Genomic DNA, 19,359 nt, shown 5'->3' with positions numbered 1-19,359 from the left:
AGGCGCTGCATGGGATTTTCGCATCGACAATTAGGCTTGCGGCCAAAGCCCCACGGAAGGCGATGCAGGCCGTAGGGTGGACAACGCGCAGCTTATCCACCATGGCTCTGCGGCTAGCCGGACAGCCCGCAATGGTGGATGAAAAAAGCGTCATCCACCCTACGCCGGGTGTAGGGGCGAATTTATTCGTGATCCGGTCGCGCCCACAGCAGTTCACCTACGTTTGGCAAACCCCAGCGCGGGGTGGAAGCGCCAGCCGTTGTCGTTGTCTGGCAGGCTGACGGTGCCGAAGCGTTTGGCGCAGGCCTCCAGGGGCATGTCCAGTTCCTCGGCCAGGTCATTCAGTGCGCTGAGGTAGTCGGTGGCGCCCCAGGGCGTGATGCGCGGGCCGGCCAGTTCGCTGTCGGCGATGCGTTGATATTTGCTTTTATGTATCACCACATACACCACCTCGTAGCGGCGTTTGCCGGGGTCGATGCGGGTCAGTTGGTAGGCTTCGCCGTCTTCGTCGGGTAGCAGCACCAGGTCGACACGCGGCAGGGTGTCCAGGCGGAACGGCTGCTGTTGCTGGGCGACGGCGGTAAGGTGCAGCAGCGGTTGGCTCCAGCCGTCATGGGCGTTGAGTTCGCGGTTCTGGCTGGTTTGGCGCAGGCGTTCGCGGGGGGACAGCGTGGCCGGGTCGGGCGCGGCTTGGTGCAGCATCCAGTCCTGCAGGCGCGCGTGTTCCAGGTCGACCAAATTATCCTTGGCTTGCAACGGTGCGGGCCGTTCGAGGATGCGTGGGCGGGCGTCGATGCGCTGGTATTGCTCGGTCTCCAGCAGCTTATCCAAACGATGCGCGTTCAACCGCCAGGGGCGTTCATCCTCGAAGCCTGGTTTGCAGAATGCCGGCTGGTCGCGGTGTTCGGCGTGGCGCAGGTTGCTGTCGAATACCTGCACATTGACCTGGGCACAGGGCTCGGGGCGATGACGGCGTACCCGCCCGGCGAGCTGGATCAGCGAGCGCATGGACGACGGCTCGACCAGCGCCCAGTCGTAATCATGGTCGCGGCCCACTTCGGTGACCGGCGAGCCGAGCACGATAAACAGCTGCTCCGGCTCGTCGCTATGCATCAGGCGTTGGCGAATGTCGGGCAGGGCAAACACCGCGTCCGGCTGCTCGCGGTTGAGGGTGGCGTCCAGCCGGCTTTCGATGGCCGAGCGCAGCAGCAGGGGAAATTGCGAGTGGTACACGCACAGGTGAATCCGCGTGCCCTCGGCAGCACCTAAATGAAACAGCGCCAGGGCGACATCGAACAGCGGCTCGATATTGGCCATGCGCACCAGGCCGAAGCTGACCCGCTTGCCGCTGTGCGGGTCCAGGGTGGCGTGAATGCTATGCAGGTGCTGGGCGGCGGCGAGCACCTGTTCGGCGAAGGCCTGGCGAATCTCCTCCGGGCGTTGGCTGGCGAAGCGTAGCGGCAGCAGTTGGCCGTGGCGGCGCACCGCCTGCTCGCCGAGCCAGGTGTGGCGACGTTGGGCGAAGTCGTGGTGGGCCGTGCTGAAGGCGGCGCTGTCGCTGCAGTCCAACCGGGTTTGGTGTTGTTCGTCGACCCAGGCGCAGGCGATGGCGGGCAGCTCACCGGGGCGCTCGCCGCGATGTCGTTGGTACTCGATGCGCCCGGCGCGGTAGGCCTCGAACAGGCCCTGGATCAGCGCTGGCGGCAAGGTGGCCGAGGACAGCAACACGCGGCTGCCGAGCAGCCCGGCCCAATTCACCAGGCGCGCCAGGGCGGGCAGATCGGCGATGTCGAAGTCGTCCGGTTCGTCGAGCACCAGGTCGCTGCTCATCAGGCGCAGCATGGGCGCGATCTGCCGGCCGCCACGCTGGCTTTCGGTGGCCGGCGTGAGGTGGTCGATGGTGCAGACCAGCAGCGGCGCGACCAGCAGGGCACGCACTTGGGGTTCATGGATGACTTTGTTGAGCAGTGGGTGGGCGTCCTCGTTGCCGTCGTAACGCACATGGCCGTCGTCATCAAACAGCGCCTGGCTGGAGGCCGAACCGCTGCGCTCGGCTTCCTGTTGATAGTGCTGGAACAGTTCGCGGCTGGCCGCGCCGCCAACGCGGATGGCCAGGTCATCCTCGCCCAGGCGCAGGCGATCACGGAACGCCCGCCCGGTTTGCAGGGTGAGGCTGCGCAGGCCCAGGGCAAAGGCGCAGCGCATGCCGCGCTCGGGATCGCTCAAGGCATACATGATGCGCGCATTGCCCAGGGTTTTGCCGCAGCCAGTGGAGGCCATATTGACGATAAAGGCGCCGTGCCGGGCGGCCTGCTCGCGCATGCCGGTGGCCAGGTCGAAGGCTTTGTCCTGCCAGCGAAAGCGCTCATCGCGGCTGCGCTTCTTCAGACCTTTGTGCCGTGCCAGGCGCGGCAGGCTGCGCTCGAAATCCGCCAGGCGATGGCAGATCAGCGCGGCGTTAGCCTCAACGCCGAGCAGGTGTTCATCCAGTCCCTGGTTGGGCTTGCCGCTTTTGCGCTCGGTGTTGGCCCACAGCGGGTAGTTAGCCTCGCCCTGCAGCCGGCCGGCACCGGTGAGGCTGGAGTAATAGTGGTCGGCAAGCATCAGGCTCAGGCGCGCCAGGTGCATCAGGTAAGGGCTGCCGAGCCAGTCGGCCTGGGCGCGGCGCGGCAGCAGGGCCAGCAGGCGTTCGGCCTGTTTGCTGGCGCGTTTGCGCCAACGTTCGGTGGTCACCGGCAGGCCGTGGGGGAACTGCCAGTAAGGCTCGATCAGCGCTTTGTCTTGAGTGCTGCACTGCTCATTCCAGGCGGCATCGATATCGCCGGGTACGTTCTTGAGCATGCCGAGCTGGAAGTTGCCGATTTTGCCGCCCAGGCGAACATCTTCGCCGGGCATCACGGGCAGTCGGTGATGGGTGAGCACCAGCCAGGCCAGGGCGGCGGCCAATGGCGGTAGGCGCTGGAAGGGTTTGTCGCAGCCGGGGTCGAGGCCGTCGCGTTGCAGGCGGCTGAGCCAGCTGGCGTGATCGGCCTCGCTGGGGTTGGCCAGGCGCGCCAGCCAGGTGGGGTCGTCGTCCGTGCCGACAAAGGCCTGGAACAAACGCAGCGAGGTCCATTCGTGGCGGTACAGGTTGCGTTCCATCGGCGCGCCGGGCTTGAGGCGGTTCTGGAACGCCAGGCTGGCCTTGCCCAGGTCGTGCAGCAGCGCCGCCAGGGTGCTGAGCAGGCGGATATCCTCGGCGCTGTGCCAGTCGTTTTCATCGCTCTTGCGCAGCACGTCGCGCTGGGTGCTGTTGGTCGGCACCGCGCCCTGCACATTGAAGCGGCTGGCATCGCCGACTATCCACAGCAGCTCGCTGTGGTCCTTACCGCGAATCCAGTGGCAGGCCACCGCAGTGTTGCGCCGGGCGGTTTTCTTCAGCAGTTTGCGCAAGGTGTCGAGGCCGGCCTGGGTGATCGGCGTTTGCCAGGTGCGCTCGCCACGGCGCTCGGCGAACTGGTCGAGGATGCGCCGGCTTTCCACGAGGGCGCGTTTGTCGCACTGGGCGATCAGCAGGATGTTCATTGGCCGGTCTGCTCGGCCACGGCCTTGAGCGTGTCGATCATAAAATCCAGGGACTCGCTGCGGGTCAGGTTCTCGATGCAGGCCTGGCGAAACTCCTGCTCCTCATCGCCGCGCACGGCACTGATAAAGGCTTGCGGCAGGATGGTCGCGTCCTTGATCAGGTCGGCCACGTCGAAGACCAAACCGCCGCGCCGGGTCTTGCCGTGCAGCACCGCCAGGCCGTGGGGAATACCCAGCACCCAGGTGGCGGTAGCACCCAGGCCATAAGCCAGGTAGTTGCCGTGATCGAGAAAGCGGTTGGCCGGGTCACTGCCACTGCCGCCCTTGGCGCGGATGAAGTCACCATAGCCCGAGGCCCGCGCGGCAAGGGCGAACAGGCGCTTGCTCAGGCGGGCTTCTTCGGTCAGCAGAAAGGTGTTGTCCTGCGCGGCCTTGATGGCGATCAGTGAGGCATCCAGGGCGCGCTCCAGCTCGGCGGCGTCGATAGTAAAGCCGGCATCGCGCAGCACCCGGCTCTGCCAGCCCTGGCGGATGCGCTGCAAACGCGCGCACTGGAAGGCCTTGGCCGCCGCCAGGCGCAGGCTGTCGTCGAACCAGAAACGCACCCAGTGCTGCAGGTACTCGGTGGGCCGATACTCGCTTTGCGGCGAGAACCAGGCGACCTCGATATCCACCTCATTGGCCGAGAACAATGGCGTACCCCCGCCGCCGCAAAAGCCGACGAGCACGCCGGCCTTGGCCAACTCACGCATCGCCGCCTGGGTTACCGAGGTGCCGGTGCCGAGCAGGATGGTGGTGGTGTTGGCGATGGGGATATTCCAGTACAGCGACTGCTTGCCGGCATCGGTCACATACTCGACCCGCCCGCCATTGACCAGCACGCGGCAGTGCTGCAGGTAATAGATATTGGCGCGCTTGGAATGCAGGATGGTCTTGAGGTCGCCGGCGCTGATGTCGTCCATGAGTAGGCTCTGGGTAAGGGTCCAGCTCTTATTCTGGTCGCCCTACCAAGAAAATGAAACGCGCCCGCGCCAGACCCTTTTTTACAGCCGCTAAGCGAACCCTTGTAAATCAATAACTTGGCTTGGCCTGCAAAAAGAGGGTTTTCCAGCCAAAAACTGACGAACCCTAGCGGGCGCGGGGGATTGCGGGATAAGCTCTGTACTTCACTGCCGAATAGGCAGCTCAGAAATCGGCCTGCTCGCCTGGGGCCAGTACCAGCAGCTTCACTGCCGAATAGGCAGCTCAGAAAAGCAGGTGGGCGCGCAGGCTGTCGGGTTTGTTCTTCACTGCCGAATAGGCAGCTCAGAAAACACGCACGGGCAGCACAATCTCTTTCTGCCCCTTCACTGCCGAATAGGCAGCTCAGAAAGATGGGTGAGCGTTGCGGCATGCTTCCTGGTACTTCACTGCCGAATAGGCAGCTCAGAAAATACGCGATCCCTTCTAGTTCCACGTCCAGCGCTTCACTGCCGAATAGGCAGCTCAGAAATTGATTCGGGCCTGCGCTTCAAGCGCAACCAGCTTCACTGCCGAATAGGCAGCTCAGAAAAGAACGTCACGACCATCGTGAATCAGCAAGGCCTTCACTGCCGAATAGGCAGCTCAGAAATATATCGCCGCCGCCCTGCGTTTGGTGTGCTTCTTCACTGCCGAATAGGCAGCTCAGAAAAGCAGGTGGGCGCGCAGGCTGTCGGGTTTGTTCCTTCACTGCCGAATAGGCAGCTCAGAAACTACAACGTCGGCGAGTTCGGCCTCATCAGCAACTTCACTGCCGAATAGGCAGCTCAGAAAAGCCCAGCCGAAGCCGATACGCTGGCCGTTGACTTCACTGCCGAATAGGCAGCTCAGAAAACGTACCAGACGCCACCGAATACGCGCTAGTGCTTCACTGCCGAATAGGCAGCTCAGAAAATGCTCACGGACCTCAACGGCGAGTGGACACCCTTCACTGCCGAATAGGCAGCTCAGAAAATGTGCTCAACGCGATCACGAATGATCAGCGGCTTCACTGCCGAATAGGCAGCTCAGAAAAATAGATGTGGGGTCGCCGCGCGTGGACCTAGCTTCACTGCCGAATAGGCAGCTCAGAAATGTTCCAAAGCCATGACGCGGAACAGCATGTCCTTCACTGCCGAATAGGCAGCTCAGAAATTCAAGAGGCCCCAAATCGCGAGCAATGCCAGCTTCACTGCCGAATAGGCAGCTCAGAAATCGATGCGCATGATGTTCGGCGCTGGGCCGGTCTTCACTGCCGAATAGGCAGCTCAGAAAGGAGATCGGCCTGGCGTACCAGTTCAAGGAGGCTTCACTGCCGAATAGGCAGCTCAGAAATCCAACGATGCCTGTGTAACTGGCATGCAGATCTTCACTGCCGAATAGGCAGCTCAGAAAAGTAAAAAAGATCAGTGCCAAAATGATGCGGCCTTCACTGCCGAATAGGCAGCTCAGAAAAAGCTGATGGACACAGGCGAAACCACCTTCAACTTCACTGCCGAATAGGCAGCTCAGAAAAATTGCATCGGTTGCGTCAAGGGCGGCGAAGGCTTCACTGCCGAATAGGCAGCTCAGAAAATGCCCTGGGTGAACTGGTTATGTCACTGGCGCTTCACTGCCGAATAGGCAGCTCAGAAAAAGAAGGCGTTGATTATCTGGACATCATGGGTCTTCACTGCCGAATAGGCAGCTCAGAAATCGATCACCACGCGATTGGTCTGACGCACGTCCTTCACTGCCGAATAGGCAGCTCAGAAAGTTGGCGCCCACTACTGGCTGGGCACTGCTGGCTTCACTGCCGAATAGGCAGCTCAGAAAAGGATCATTCGATCCTTGGGCGCGGTTTCGGGCTTCACTGCCGAATAGGCAGCTCAGAAATTGGGAAGGTTGTACAGGGCGTAGAAGTCCTCCTTCACTGCCGAATAGGCAGCTCAGAAATATCACGCCCGCGGGCGCATTATCCGCGTGCCCTTCACTGCCGAATAGGCAGCTCAGAAATGGGTGCCGTTGCGCGTTTCCAGCGTCACGCCCTTCACTGCCGAATAGGCAGCTCAGAAAACGTTGCCGTCGAGCGGCGCTGCTTTTCGTAGGAGCCGGCTTGCCGGCGATCATTCCCCGCGACAAAGAACATGGCCCGCAAGCGAGCTCCTACGGGTTGGGCGTTGTTGCTGGGGGTTGTTAAGGCCAGTGGAGAAGGCATCACGGCATGCTCGGCGGCCCACAAGAGCCAGGCCAGGTATTATCCTTGCGTCTTTCGTTGCGAGCTTGGACCTGCCCCATGCATTACACCCATCTGCTGTTTGACCTCGATGGCACCCTGACCGACCCGCGTGAGGGGATCACCCGTTCGGTGCAGTATGCGCTGGCCAAGCTGGGCATCGATGAGTCTGATCTGCAGGCGCTGGAGCATTTTATCGGCCCGCCGCTGTTGCAGTGCTTTATGCGGACGTATCAGTTCGACGAGGCCACGGCCTGGCAGGCGGTGAACCACTACCGTGAGCGTTTTCGCGAGGTGGGGTTGTATGAGAACCAGCTGTTTGCCGGCGTGAACGAACTGCTGCAGCTGCTGCAGAACCAGCAGCGCACGCTGTATATCGCCACCAGCAAGCCTACGGTGTTTGCCGAGCAGATTGCCCGGCACTTTGGCTTTGCCCGGCATTTCAAGGTGATTTACGGCAGCGAGCTGGACGGCACGCGCACCGACAAGGTCGAGCTGATCGCCCATCTGCTGGAACAGGAGAAACTACCGCTGGAGAACACGTTGATGATCGGTGATCGCAAGCACGACCTGATCGGCGCCAGGCGCAATGGCCTGGATGCAGCAGCGGTGGGTTATGGCTTTGGCAGTTTTGCCGAATTGCAGGCCGAGGCGCCGACCTATCACTTCCATAGCCTGGCCGAGTTGCACCAGGCGTTTGTAGGCTAAATCGTCGATGGGTGTTAACCGTCAACCCGCTAATGAGTTGACACCCGCCGCTTCAAAACCCCTGTCGCCCGCTCTATAGATGTTTCAGTCTTCGCTGCTCTTATGCGCCTTTGGCGACAGGCGCAGGCTGCGCAGACTGCGCTTGACGCTTTTGAGGTGGTTTACCAGGCCAGGGCCACGGGCCATGGCCACACCCATGGCGAGCACGTCGATGACCACCAGGTGGGCGATGCGCGAGGTCAGCGGAGTGTAGATTTCGGTGTCTTCCTGCACGTCGATGGCCAGGTTGACGGTGGCCAGATCAGCCAGCGGCGTCTGGCTTGGGCACAGGGTGATCAGTGTCGCGCCGGTTTCCCGCACCAGGTTGGCGGTGATCAATAAATCCTTGGAGCGCCCGGACTGGGAGATGCAGATCGCCACGTCGGTGGGCTTCAACGTCACCGCACTCATCGCCTGCATATGCGGGTCGGAATAGGCCGCCGCAGTCAGCAGCAAGCGGAAGAACTTGTGCTGGGCATCCGCCGCCACCGCGCCGGACGCACCAAAGCCGTAGAACTCTACGCGCTGGGCATTGGCGATGGCGGCGATGGCCTGCTGCAGCGCCTGGGTGTCGAGCTTTTCACGCACCTCGATCAGGGTGTGCAGGGTGGTGTCGAAAATCTTCAGGCTGAAGTCCGCCACCGAATCGTCTTCATGAATCGCGAACTGGCCGAAGCTGGCGCCAGCGGCCAGACTCTGCGCCAGTTTGAGCTTGAGGTCCTGAAAGCCGGTGCAACCAATCGCCCGACAGAAACGCACGATGGTCGGCTCACTGATGCCGACGCTGTGCGCCAGTTCTGCCATGGAGCTGTGCATGACGGAAGCAGGATCGAGCAGAACATGGTCGGCGACCTTGAGTTCCGATTTGCGGAGTAGATGACGCGACTGGGCAATGTGCTGCAACAGGTTCACAGGTTTAGACTCGGCATGTGGCTAACGATTTCATCAAGCAGCCCATCAAGCACGCCGCATCTGAGTCATGACTCGGTTATGATCGGCGCACGATGGGTTGTAGTGGTCTTGTAGTTATACTACATGGTCGCCGCCCCCGCACTGCTAAACCGAGTCGGAGTTCCCACCTTGAGCATTCCCTGCGACATGCTGGTGTTTGGCGGCACCGGCGACCTGGCCCTGCATAAACTGCTGCCAGCGCTCTATCATCTGCACCGTGCCGGTCGCCTGCATCGCGACACGCACATTCTCGCCCTGGCGCGCAGCGCCCATAGCCGCAGCGCCTTTCAGGCCCTGGCCGAACGCCATTGCCGTGCACAGGTGGCGCGTAACGACTTTGATAATGACAACTGGGCCAGCTTTGCCGCGCGCCTCGATTACTTCGCCATGGACGCCAGCCAAAGCGCCGACTTCGGCCGCCTAGGCAAGCGCCTGGGGCAAGACCCTGAGCGGGTGCGCATCTACTACCTGGCCACCGCACCGGATCTGTTTGAAGACATCGCCTCGCACCTGAAGGTTGCCAGCCTGGCAGGCCCCAAGGCGCGCATCGTGCTGGAAAAGCCGATTGGCCATTCGCTGCAATCGGCGCAGGCGATCAACGCCGCAATCGGCGCGGTGTTCGATGAGTCACGGGTGTTCCGCATCGACCATTACCTCGGCAAGGAGACGGTGCAGAACCTGATGGCGCTGCGTTTTGCCAACGCGCTGTTCGAGCCGATCTGGCGCGCCGGGCATATCGACCACGTGCAGATCAGCGTGTGCGAAACCCTCGGCGTGGAAAACCGTGGTGCCTACTACGAAAAAGCCGGCGCCATGCGCGACATGATCCAGAACCACCTACTGCAGCTGCTCTGTCTGGTGGCCATGGAGGCGCCGGTGCGTTTCGACGCCGAGGCGGTGCGCAACGAGAAGGTGAAAATCCTTGAGGCATTGAAGCCCATCACCGGCCTTGATGTGCAGGACAAGACCGTGCGCGGCCAGTACACCGCCGGCAAGATCGGCGGCCAGGAAGTGCCCGCCTACTACTTCGAGAAGAACGTCGACAACGACAGCGATACCGAAACCTTTGTCGCCGTGCAGGCCGAGATCGACAACTGGCGCTGGGCCGGCGTGCCGTTCTACCTGCGCACCGGCAAACGCCTGGGGCACAAGACGTCGGAAATCCTCATTCAGTTCAAGCCCGTGCCGCACCAGCTGTTTGGCGGCGGCGAGGCCAATCGCCTGCTGATCCGCCTACAGCCGGAGGAACGCATCAGCCTGCAACTGATGAGCAAGAGCCCAGGCAAGGGCATGCACCTGCAACCGGTGGAACTCGACCTCAACCTGGCCGACGCCTTCCACAAACAGCGCCGCTGGGATGCCTACGAACGCCTGCTGCTCGACGTGATCGAAGGCGACTCGACGCTCTTTATGCGTCGCGACGAAGTGGAGGCGGCGTGGAACTGGGTCGACCCGATCATCAAGGGCTGGCATCAGCACTACCAGAGCCCGCGCCCCTACCCCGCCGGCAGCGACGGCCCGGAGCAGGCCAGCAACCTGCTGGAGCGCCACGAACGGCGGTGGATGGAATAGCTAGGCCAATTGCTGCTCAAACACCTGCAGCACGGCCTCCGGTAGCTGCTTGCGCAAGCGCTCACCGCTGATCAGCAATAGCAGCGGCAACAGCTTGCGCAGCGTCACCGGTTGCAGTCCGGCACATACATCCGCCTGCCGCGCCAGTGACAAGCCGCCCAGAACCTGAGCGGCCACCGGCAGATTGCGATCCACCACCGCCGCTTCAGTGAGTTTGCACAAGTAGCCCGTGGAGAAGCTGCGCAAGCTCTCGCTGATCAGCGGCATATCGACGATATGCCTGGCTATCTGCAGCACATGGTCGACATCGTTGATGCCGTAGATCAGCACCTTGATCTGCTTGGCCGACAGGCACTCGGCATACAGCGCCGCCGTGGCAAAGGCGCCATCGGCGCAGAGCTGGCGCGCCACTTCCAGGTGCAGGCTGTCCGGCAGGCTCAGGTAAGTATCGAGGATCAGCTGCGGGTCGAGGTGGGTGGTCACCGCCGCAGCAAATTCAATCGGCATGACCATAATCAGCTCACGCAATTGCCCAGGCGGCATATGCGGCGCCAGCAGCGCGGCTTTCTCGGCCCCCAGTTGCTGCACTAGGAGCCTGTCGGACTTTCTGACTCTTCCTTGCGCTGAAAGTATTCGCGACAATCAAGGCCCTGCAATCGAGAGCCCCGCTGATGAGCCGTTTTGTCCTTGCTGACCGAGACACTGCGTATTTACTACCGCCTTCGGTGAACGAGTGGTTGCCGGCGGATCACTTGGCGCGGTTCGTGGTCGAGGTCATCGAGCAACTCGATTTGAGCGAGCTGACTGGGCAGTATGCGGGGCGGGGTTCAGCTGCCCACCATCCGGCCGTACTCCTGGGGCTGCTGATATACGGCTACGCCAATGGCGTGCACTCCAGCCGCAAGATCGAACGCGCGACCTATGACTCGGTAGCGTTCCGTTATCTGGCGGCCAACACCCACCCCGATCACGACACCTTGGCCACGTTCCGTCGACGTTTCCGGCAGCAGGTTGAATCGCTGTTCGTCCAGGTGCTGATGCTGGCGCGCGAGATGAAGCTGCTCAAGCTCGGTCATATCGCTCTCGACGGCACCAAGATCGAGGCCAACGCCAGTAAGCACAAGGCCTTGTCCTGGGCGCACGCCAACAAGATCGAGGCGCAGTTACGCCAGGAGGTCCAGCAGTTGCTGGCGCTGGCCGAGAACAGCGACTGCGCCGCCGTACCCGATGGCATGGATGTGCCGGCGGAGATTGCCCGGCGCGAAGATCGGCTCAGCGCGATAGCCCAGGCCAAAGCGAAGATCGAGCAACGTGCAGCTGAGCGACACGCCATTGAGCAACAGCAATTCGAGACCAAGACGGCCAAGCGTGAGGCCCAGCGCAAGGCTGGAAAGAAACCACGCGGCAAGGATCCAGAACCGCCCGCAGCGGGCCCCAAAGACAGCGATCAAGTCAATCTGACCGATGAAGAGTCACGCATCATGCCCGTCTCCGGTGGCGGCTTCGAGCAGAGCTATAACGCTCAAGCCGGGGTCGACACCGAGACGATGCTGGTGGTCACACAGCATGTAACCCAGGCCTGCAACGACAAGCGCGAAGTGGTTCCCACGCTACAGCGCATAGCCACCTTGCCCGCCGAATTAGGCGAGGTGAAAAGCCTGATTGCGGACAGCGGCTTCTTCAGCCAGGCCAACGTGAGCGCCTGCCACGAAGCCAAGGTCGAACCGCTTCTGGCGCTCAAACGCGAGTCGCACCACACCCCGGTACTGGAGCGCTTTGCCACCGACTCGCCGCTACCACAGACGAGTAACCCAGTCGAACAGATGGCTCACCGACTGAGCACGCAAGAAGGTCGAGCGCTGTACAGGCTACGCAAACAGACGGTCGAACCGGTGTTTGGCATCATCAAGCGAGTGATGGGCTGGCGGCAGATGAGCATGCGCGGCCTGGCCAACGCCCAGGGCGAATGGAGCCTGGTGACCATGGCCTGGAACATCAAGCGTTTGCATGTGCTACGCGCGATGTAACGCGGCCGAAAAGTACGCCCACCCGCGTCCAGGCAGCTGCTCAGGTGCACGAACGGACCGCCTGGGTTCGCGATAGTCAACTCGGATGCTTAGAAAGAACGACCCCGAGCAATCAAAGACCTAAACCCGCGCTGTCATTCCTTTTCGGGTTAAGTCCGACAGGCTCCTAGCCCCAGCTTGACGCTTAACGGGGCCATGGCCTGGGACGCCAACAGCAGGCGCAGGCCGACACTCAGGCTCGCAGGTTTGCGCATACGCACCTCTATTCAATCCGGACAGGCCCGCAGGATTGCCCGCGCGCAGCACAAAGGCAGCCATCTTTGATCCGGTTGCGCGCATGCCGGGCAGGCAGCGCCCGGCGCATATGGGAATAGAGGAAACACCACGGCTTTACTGCGTGGCGACTAAAGCCGGCGATTTATCCCGCGCTGGATACCGGCCGGGCGCCGCGCCAGAAGTACAGCAGCACGATGGGCAGCGCCAACAGCCCCAACACACCGGCGCTGATAAACAGAGTGGCAAAGCCCAACTGCTCGGCCAGCCAGCCACTGGTGGCGCCGACCAGCCCGGCCAGTAGCAGTTGCACACTGGCCTGCAGGGTGAAGTCCGCGCCCTCGTGCTCGGGCCGGCACTGGCGCATCATCACCGCGAACAGCGCCACCGTGGACATGCCATCAGCGGTCTGCTCAAACAACGCCACCCCATAAACCAGGCCGGTGCTGCCGCTGGCATTTACCAACAGCGCCATGGCGGCAATCCCGCAAGCCTGCAACAGACCGAACAGCAACAGCGCGCGCAACGCGCCGATACGCGCATACAGCAGGCCGCCGAGAACAGCTCCGGCGATCCCGGCTAGGCTGCTGATCAGGGTCAACTGGCCCAGCTCGGCATTGCTCCAGCCCTGGTCCACCAGCATCGGTTTGATCATCGGCGAACCCAGGGCATCGCCCAGCTTGAAGCTCAGCAACACCGCCAACCAGAACAGCATGCCGGGCTGCAGCAGCAGGCCACGGTAATGCCGCAGCAGCAGCCCAGGCCCGGCCGGCTCCACCTGCGCCGGCTGAAACGGTAGCTCGCGGCGCTCGTTAAAGCGCCAGATCGGCACGGTCATCAGCACCAGCAGCACCGCCACCAGCGCCAGACTCAGGTGCCAGCCCAACGCATCCATGGCCAGCAGCAAACCACTACCGCTGACCAGCATGCCGACCTTGTAACCGCCCACCTGCAGGCTGTTGCCTAGCCCACGCCAGCGCTCTGGTAACAGGCGCACAGCCAGGCCGTCAGTGGCAATGTCCTGAGTCGAGGCTGCCAGATTGACCAGCAGTAACAGGCCGATTAGCAGCAGAAAGTGACTGTCAAACAGCCGCTCAGGGCTCATCAGCGCCAGGCTCGCAATCACCGCGATAACACCCAACTGCAACGGCAGAATCCAGCCACGATGATGGCCCAGGCGCGGCGATGCCAACCGATCCACCCACGGCGCCCAGAGCACCTTGAGCAGCCAGGGCAAGGCCAACAACTTGAGCAGGCCGATCAACGCCAGATCAACGCCGTGCTGACGCAGCAACACCGGCAACGAATGCGCCAGCAAGCCAGACGGCAAGCCCTGGGCGCAATACAGCGAGGCCAGCAGGATCAACGTGGTATTGGCCGGGCGAGCAGCAGGGGCGGAAGAAGTGGGCTGCATAGAGCATCCTGCAAATCAGCGAAAGCGCGACAGTAGCGGCCAGGCTGGCGGCAGACAAGCCGCCAGCCCGGCAATTAGAACTTGCTGGCCTGCTCGCGCAGCAGCTGGGCGAACTGTTCGGCTGGCACCGGCTTGCTGATCAGGTAACCCTGAAGCTCGTCGCAGCGCTGGCTCTTGAGAAAGTCCATCTGCGCCTGGGTTTCCACACCCTCGGCGACCACCTTGAGTTCCAGACTGTGGGCCATGGCGATGATCGCGCGGGTGATCGCGGCGTCTTCGCTGCCGGGGGTGAGATCGCGGATAAAGGTCTGGTCGATCTTTACGTAATCCACCGGGAAACGCTTGAGGTAGCTGAGTGAGGAATAACCGGTGCCGAAGTCGTCGATGGCCAGTTTGACCCCCAGCTCACGCAGTTGCCGGAAGGTGCTGATCACGCTCTCGACATTATCCAGCAGCTGGCTTTCGGTCAGCTCCAGCTCAAGGTATTGCGCCTCTAGGCCGGTTTCATCCAGCACCTGGCGCACCAGGCTGAGCAGGTTGCCCTGGCGCAGCTGATGCACCGAGAGGTTCACCGACACGCGGATCTGCGCCAGCCCTTGAGCCTGCCACGCCCGCGCCTGCAGGCAGGCCTGGCGCAAGACGAACTCGCCAATGGCGCCGATCAGCCCGGTTTCTTCGGCCAGGCCGATAAAGTCGCTCGGCGGCACCAGGCCCAGTTCCGGGTGCTGCCAGCGCACCAGCGCCTCGGCGGCGTTGAGACTGTCGGAGGCAAGGCACAGCTTGGGCTGATAGAACACTTCCAACTGGCCTTCGTTGATGCCCTTGCGCAGCTGGTTTTCCAGCTGCAGGCGCTCCAGGGTGCAGGCCTGCAGGTTATCGGTGAAGAACTGGAAGGTGTTGCCGCCCAGGTGCTTAGCATGCTGCATGGCCATATTGGCCTGGCTGACCAGGGCGGAAATCTCCCTGGCGTTGTCCGGCAACAGACTGATGCCCAGAGAGGCGCTGACCACCAGCTCGTGGCCGCCCACGGTCATTGGCACGCGCAGCTTGCTGAGTAAGCGGCTGGACAAACGCGCCAGGCTGGAGAGGCTACCGTAAGAGTCGAGCAGGATGGCGAACTCGTCGCCGGACACGCGCGCCAGGGTGTCCGCTTCCGGCACGGCCTGGGTCAGGCGGCGGCTGACCTGACGCAGCAATTGATCGGCCACTTCATGGCCGAGGCTGTCATTGAGTAACTTGAAGCGGTCCAGGTCGACATGCAGCAGGGCAATGCTGCGCCCGCCCTGCCGCGCGCGCTGGCTGGCCTCATGCAGACGCGCCTTGAACAGGCTGCGGTTAGCCAGGCCAGTCAGCTCGTCATAGTGCGACAGGTAGCGCAGGCGCTCTTCGGCCTCGCGCCGCGACGACAGGTCGGCGAAGAAGCCAACAATATGGCTGACACTGCCCCGCGCATCACGCACCACATTGAGTTGCAGCCACTGCGGATACAGCTCGCCGTTCTTGCGTGTTTCGATCAGCTCGCCACGCCAGGTGCCGCTGTTTTCCAGCTCCAGGCGGATCATCTGATACTGTCGGCGGCTGTCGCCACTGCTGATCAGGCTGATCACGCTTTTACCGACCACTTCATCCTGGCGATAACCGGTGACATCGCTGAAGGCCTGGTTGACCGACAGCAAGCGGTAGTCCGGGTCGAGAATCACGATGCCTTCACTGGCGGCCTCGAACACCGTGGCAGCCAGCTGTTGCTGTTGTTCCTGCACCTTGCGCGCGCTGATATCGCGGCGCGTACCGAGCATGCGCAACACGCGGCCATCGGCATCACGCTCAACCGCGCGACCACGGTCTTCGATCCACACCCAGTGCCCCTGGGCATGCTTGATGCGGTACTCGACCTGATAGTCGTCGCTGCGCCCTTTCATATGCTCGACCAGCGCGCGGCGCAGCACCGGCAGATCATCCGGGTGCAGGCGCGGCTTGAGGTCGCGCAGCATCACCTGCACTTCATGGGGTTCCAGGCCGAAGATTTCCTTGAGCCGCAAGTGGTGCACTTCATCGCTCTGCAGGTCCCAATCCCACAGGCCAAGCTCACTGGCCTCGATGGCCAGGGTCAGGCGTGCGCGGCTCTTGCTCAGGGCGCAGGTGGTTTCATCCAGCGCCAGGGTGCGCTCGACCACGCGCATTTCCAGCTCACCATGGGCCACGCGCAGCTCGCGCTCGGCACGGCGACGCTGTTCCACTTCATGGGCCAGCTCACCGTTGAGCCCTTCGGCCTGCAGCTTGGCGTGCTCCAGATTGCTGATCAGCGCCTGGTTGTGAAAACGCTGCAGTAGGCTGCGCTGCACCAACCGATTGACCTGCCAGGCCACCACCAGCAGGGCCAGCAGCAGAATGCTGCCGAGCAGGCCCCAGCCGCGCTGCAGCGGGTTATCGCTGAGCAGCAGGTAGGCCACTGCAGGCAACAGGCAGGGCAAGGCAAAACTGAGGAAGGCGGTAAAACTGATGGCATAGGCCACGCTGGCGGAGAGGATCGCCGCAGCAATCAAGCCGTAGACCAGGGCTTGCAGGTAGAACACATCGGCCGGCACCAGGGCGATGGCGGCAAACGCCAGGGTCAGCCCGCAAGCGCCCGCGCCGAATAGAAACAGGCGACGCCAATGGCGTTCGGCCTGACGACTGGGTAAGGCATTGTTGAAGGCGCGCACCTGCACCAGGCGCAGCACGGCAAGAATTACCAGCCAGACCGACCAGCTGACCAGCAGCATCGGAGGCAGCGCGCCCCATAACAGGAAGGCACACACCACGCCGCTCAGCAGCATAAACAGGGTTGGCACCTGCGAGCCCTGATAAAGCATGCGGGTGCGTTCGGCGGCAATATCGGTAGCAAACAACTGAGCCACTTCCCGCCCGGAAGTCGGCTTGAAGCCATTGGTGCCAGCATATGGAGTCGATGCGGTCATAGGCGATTTTCTTATAGTGGTTGCCTAAACGTCGGCGCAGCATACCCGAGCTAGACGCTTCGCCCAAGCCAGATGTGCGCTAATTCACAGTACAAATACCTAACTTTCAGTGAGTGCGGGCACGGCCCATCTGCGCCCGCCGAGCTGACTCGCCGGTCGTCCAATACAACCCGCACGACGGCCTGGTTTGCCCTGCCTGGCGCAGCCCCCTAGAATGCCGCGATGCAAAATGACCCCGAACTCCTGATTGCTTCTCTTAATGATGCCCAACGCCAGGCCGTCGCCGCGCGCGTGGGCCGCCAACTGGTGCTGGCCGGTGCTGGCTCCGGTAAAACCCGCGTGCTGGTGCACCGTATCGCCTGGTTGATCCAGATCGAGAATGCCTCGCCGCACAGCATTCTGTCGGTAACCTTCACCAACAAGGCTGCCGCCGAGATGCGCCACCGCATCGAGCAGATGCTTGGGCAAAGCCCGGCCGGCATGTGGGTGGGCACCTTTCACGGACTGGCCCATCGCCTGCTGCGTGCGCACTGGCAGGAAGCCGGCCTGGCCGAGAACTTCCAGATTCTCGATTCCGACGACCAGCAGCGCATCGTCAAACGGGTGATCCGCGACCTCGGCCTGGATGAACAGCGCTGGCCGCCGAAGCAGGCGCAGTGGTTTATCAACGGGCAGAAAGACGAAGGCCTGCGGCCGAAGAATATCCAGCCCGGCGGCGACCTGTTTCTCGCCACCATGCTAAAGATCTACGAAGGCTATGAAGCGGCCTGCGCCCGTGCCGGGGTCATCGACTTCTCCGAGCTGCTGCTGCGCGCCCTCGACTTGTGGCGTGACAAACCGGGGTTGCTGGAGCATTACCAGCGGCGCTTCCGGCATATTCTGGTGGACGAGTTTCAGGACACTAACGCCGTGCAGTACGCCTGGCTGCGCCTGCTCGCCAAGGGCGGCGACAGCATGATGGTGGTGGGCGACGACGACCAGTCGATCTACGGCTGGCGCGGGGCGAAGATCGAGAATATCCAGCAGTTCTCCGACGACTTTAGCGACGCTGAAGTAATCCGCCTGGAGCAGAATTACCGCTCCACCGCCGGCATCCTCAAGGCCGCCAACGCGCTGATCGCCAATAACCAGGGCCGCCTGGGCAAGGAGCTTTGGACCGAAGACGGCGACGGCGAGCCGATCAATCTGTACGCCGCGTTCAACGAACACGACGAAGCACGCTATGTGGTTGAAACTATCGAGGACGCCCTGCGCAAGGACGGCCTCAAGCGCAGCGAAATCGCCATCCTCTACCGCTCCAATGCCCAGTCGCGGGTACTGGAAGAAGCCCTGCTACGCGAGAAGATTCCCTACCGCATCTACGGCGGCCAGCGCTTCTTCGAACGCGCGGAAATCAAGAACGCCATGGCCTATTTGCGCCTGCTCGATGGCCGTGGCAACGATGCCGCGCTGGAGCGGGTAATCAACGTGCCGGCGCGCGGCATCGGCGAGAAGAGCATTGAGGCGATCCGCGAGTACGCCCGTGCCCACGAGGTATCAATGTGGGGCGCGATCCACCTGATGGTCACCGCCAAAACCCTGCCAGCCCGTGCCTCGGGGGCACTGGCCGGCTTTATCGAGCTGATCAACAACCTCGCCGCCAAAGTGCTGAGCATGCCGCTGCACCTGATGACCCAGACGGTGATTGAGCAGAGCGGCCTGATCGCCTACCACAAAGCCGAGAAAGGCGAAAAAGCCCAGGCGCGCATCGAAAACCTTGAGGAACTGGTCAGCGCTGCGCGCTCCTTCGAGAACAACGAAGACGATGAGCTGAGCCCGCTGCAAGCCTTCCTCAGCCACGCCTCGCTGGAGGCCGGCGACACCCAGGCAGCGGAAAACGAAGACAGCGTGCAGCTGATGACCCTGCACAGTGCCAAGGGCCTGGAGTTCCCCCAGGTGTTTCTGGTGGGCATGGAAGAAGGCCTGTTCCCGCACAAAATGAGCCTGGAAGAGCCCGGTCGCCTGGAAGAAGAACGCCGCCTGGCCTATGTCGGCATCACCCGCGCCATGCGCAAGCTGGTGATCACCTACGCCGAGACCCGTCGCCTATACGGCACAGAGACCTACAACAAGGTGTCGCGCTTCGTCCGCGAGATTCCGCCGCAGCTGATCCAGGAAGTGCGCCTGAGCAACAGCGTCAGCCGGCCGTTCGGCGCGGTCAGCCGCAATATGGGCAGCAATAGCATGAGCGGCGACAGCATGTTCGCCGGCAGCGCCGTGCCGGACACCGGCTTCAACCTCGGTCAGCGCGTGCAGCATTCGCTGTTTGGCGAAGGTACCATCCTCAACTTCGAGGGCAGCGGCGCACAGGCGCGAGTGCAGGTGAATTTCGAGAGCGAAGGCAGCAAGTGGCTGATGTTGAGCTATGCCAAGCTAGAAGCGCTTTAACAACAAACCGTAGCTCGGATAAACGCAGCGCAATCCGGGGACCCGTTCAAGGATTGCCCCGGATTGCATCCGGGCTACGGGACGGGACCGTTGTACACCGCACGTAGGAGCGGGCCATGCCCGCGATGCTTTTCCGGATGCCTGCTGTCGCGGCCATGGGCCGCTCCTACAAGGTGCCCACCGTGACTGATCGTCTATTCAAATAACAAGGAG

Annotated in this window: 10 protein-coding genes and 1 CRISPR repeat array; of the genes, 4 read left to right on the top strand and 6 right to left on the bottom strand. The window is 62.3% G+C overall.

Translation table 11 applies throughout. The annotated features are described in order from the left end of the window. Positions 1-213: 213 nt before the first annotated feature. Together cas3f and cas1f are read right to left on the bottom strand one after the other, a co-directional pair. Entirely contained in the window at positions 214-3,564 is a 3,351-nt protein-coding gene (gene cas3f / locus AC0T4W_RS22770; protein WP_476323126.1) for a type I-F CRISPR-associated helicase Cas3f, read from the bottom strand. Continuing rightward, positions 3,561-4,526, bottom strand: coding sequence for a type I-F CRISPR-associated endonuclease Cas1f (gene cas1f / locus AC0T4W_RS22765; RefSeq protein ID WP_476323124.1), 966 nt, complete (start codon positions 4,524-4,526; stop codon positions 3,561-3,563). Before cas1f ends, cas3f begins: the two co-directional genes overlap by 4 nt. 202 nt (positions 4,527-4,728) lie before the next feature. Beyond that, positions 4,729-6,618: a CRISPR direct-repeat array (repeat unit 28 nt; unit sequence CTTCACTGCCGAATAGGCAGCTCAGAAA). A 220-nt stretch (positions 6,619-6,838) separates the two neighbouring features. Between cas1f and AC0T4W_RS22760 the strand changes: the two genes are divergently transcribed. Further along, positions 6,839-7,486 (top strand): HAD family hydrolase, encoded by a 648-nt coding sequence (locus AC0T4W_RS22760; RefSeq protein ID WP_476323121.1) that lies wholly within the window; start codon positions 6,839-6,841, stop codon positions 7,484-7,486. An 84-nt stretch (positions 7,487-7,570) separates the two neighbouring features. Here AC0T4W_RS22760 and hexR read toward each other — a convergent pair whose 3' ends face one another. Further along, positions 7,571-8,437 (bottom strand): transcriptional regulator HexR, encoded by an 867-nt coding sequence (gene hexR, locus AC0T4W_RS22755; RefSeq protein WP_090377877.1) that lies wholly within the window; start codon positions 8,435-8,437, stop codon positions 7,571-7,573. Between the two features lie 123 nt (positions 8,438-8,560). Here hexR and zwf point away from each other — a divergent pair, with 123 nt between their 5' ends. After that, positions 8,561-10,048 (top strand): glucose-6-phosphate dehydrogenase, encoded by a 1,488-nt coding sequence (zwf, locus tag AC0T4W_RS22750; protein WP_476323117.1) that lies wholly within the window; start codon positions 8,561-8,563, stop codon positions 10,046-10,048. Here zwf and AC0T4W_RS22745 read toward each other — a convergent pair whose 3' ends face one another. Further along, positions 10,049-10,636 carry a hypothetical protein gene (locus AC0T4W_RS22745; RefSeq protein WP_476323115.1) on the bottom strand — a complete coding sequence of 196 codons (588 nt, stop codon included), beginning with the start codon at positions 10,634-10,636 and terminating at the stop codon, positions 10,049-10,051. Between the two features lie 83 nt (positions 10,637-10,719). Here AC0T4W_RS22745 and AC0T4W_RS22740 point away from each other — a divergent pair, with 83 nt between their 5' ends. Continuing rightward, the gene (locus AC0T4W_RS22740) at positions 10,720-12,075 is read left to right on the top strand and encodes an IS1182 family transposase (protein WP_476317714.1); all 1,356 of its coding nucleotides are present in this window, start codon (positions 10,720-10,722) and stop codon (positions 12,073-12,075) included. Between the two features lie 418 nt (positions 12,076-12,493). Here AC0T4W_RS22740 and AC0T4W_RS22735 read toward each other — a convergent pair whose 3' ends face one another. Together AC0T4W_RS22735 and AC0T4W_RS22730 are read right to left on the bottom strand one after the other, a co-directional pair. Next, positions 12,494-13,762, bottom strand: a complete 1,269-nt coding sequence (locus AC0T4W_RS22735) for an MFS transporter (RefSeq protein WP_476323112.1) — start codon at positions 13,760-13,762, stop codon at positions 12,494-12,496. Positions 13,763-13,836: 74 nt separating this feature from the next. Then, positions 13,837-16,719 carry an EAL domain-containing protein gene (locus AC0T4W_RS22730; RefSeq protein WP_476323109.1) on the bottom strand — a complete coding sequence of 961 codons (2,883 nt, stop codon included), beginning with the start codon at positions 16,717-16,719 and terminating at the stop codon, positions 13,837-13,839. Between the two features lie 222 nt (positions 16,720-16,941). Between AC0T4W_RS22730 and uvrD the strand changes: the two genes are divergently transcribed. Beyond that, positions 16,942-19,146, top strand: a complete 2,205-nt coding sequence (uvrD, locus tag AC0T4W_RS22725) for a DNA helicase II (protein ID WP_476323106.1) — start codon at positions 16,942-16,944, stop codon at positions 19,144-19,146. The last annotated feature ends 213 nt before the right edge of the window (positions 19,147-19,359 follow it).

This window comes from Pseudomonas sp. C7.1 (assembly GCF_056312395.1).
Note: the sequence above shows the minus strand (reverse complement) of the source record. Positions and strands in the feature narration are given on the sequence as shown.

What these genes read in the sequence shown, in the direction of transcription:
- cas3f (WP_476323126.1), bottom strand. Translation starts at nt 3,564, where the DNA reads ATGAACATCCTGCTGATCGCCCAGTGCGACAAACGCGCCCTCGTGGAA.
- cas1f (WP_476323124.1), bottom strand. Translation starts at nt 4,526, where the DNA reads ATGGACGACATCAGCGCCGGCGACCTCAAGACCATCCTGCATTCCAAG.
- AC0T4W_RS22760 (WP_476323121.1), top strand. Translation starts at nt 6,839, where the DNA reads ATGCATTACACCCATCTGCTGTTTGACCTCGATGGCACCCTGACCGAC.
- zwf (WP_476323117.1), top strand. Translation starts at nt 8,561, where the DNA reads ATGGTCGCCGCCCCCGCACTGCTAAACCGAGTCGGAGTTCCCACCTTG.
- AC0T4W_RS22740 (WP_476317714.1), top strand. Translation starts at nt 10,720, where the DNA reads ATGAGCCGTTTTGTCCTTGCTGACCGAGACACTGCGTATTTACTACCG.
- AC0T4W_RS22735 (WP_476323112.1), bottom strand. Translation starts at nt 13,762, where the DNA reads ATGCAGCCCACTTCTTCCGCCCCTGCTGCTCGCCCGGCCAATACCACG.
- AC0T4W_RS22730 (WP_476323109.1), bottom strand. Translation starts at nt 16,719, where the DNA reads ATGACCGCATCGACTCCATATGCTGGCACCAATGGCTTCAAGCCGACT.
- uvrD (WP_476323106.1), top strand. Translation starts at nt 16,942, where the DNA reads ATGCAAAATGACCCCGAACTCCTGATTGCTTCTCTTAATGATGCCCAA.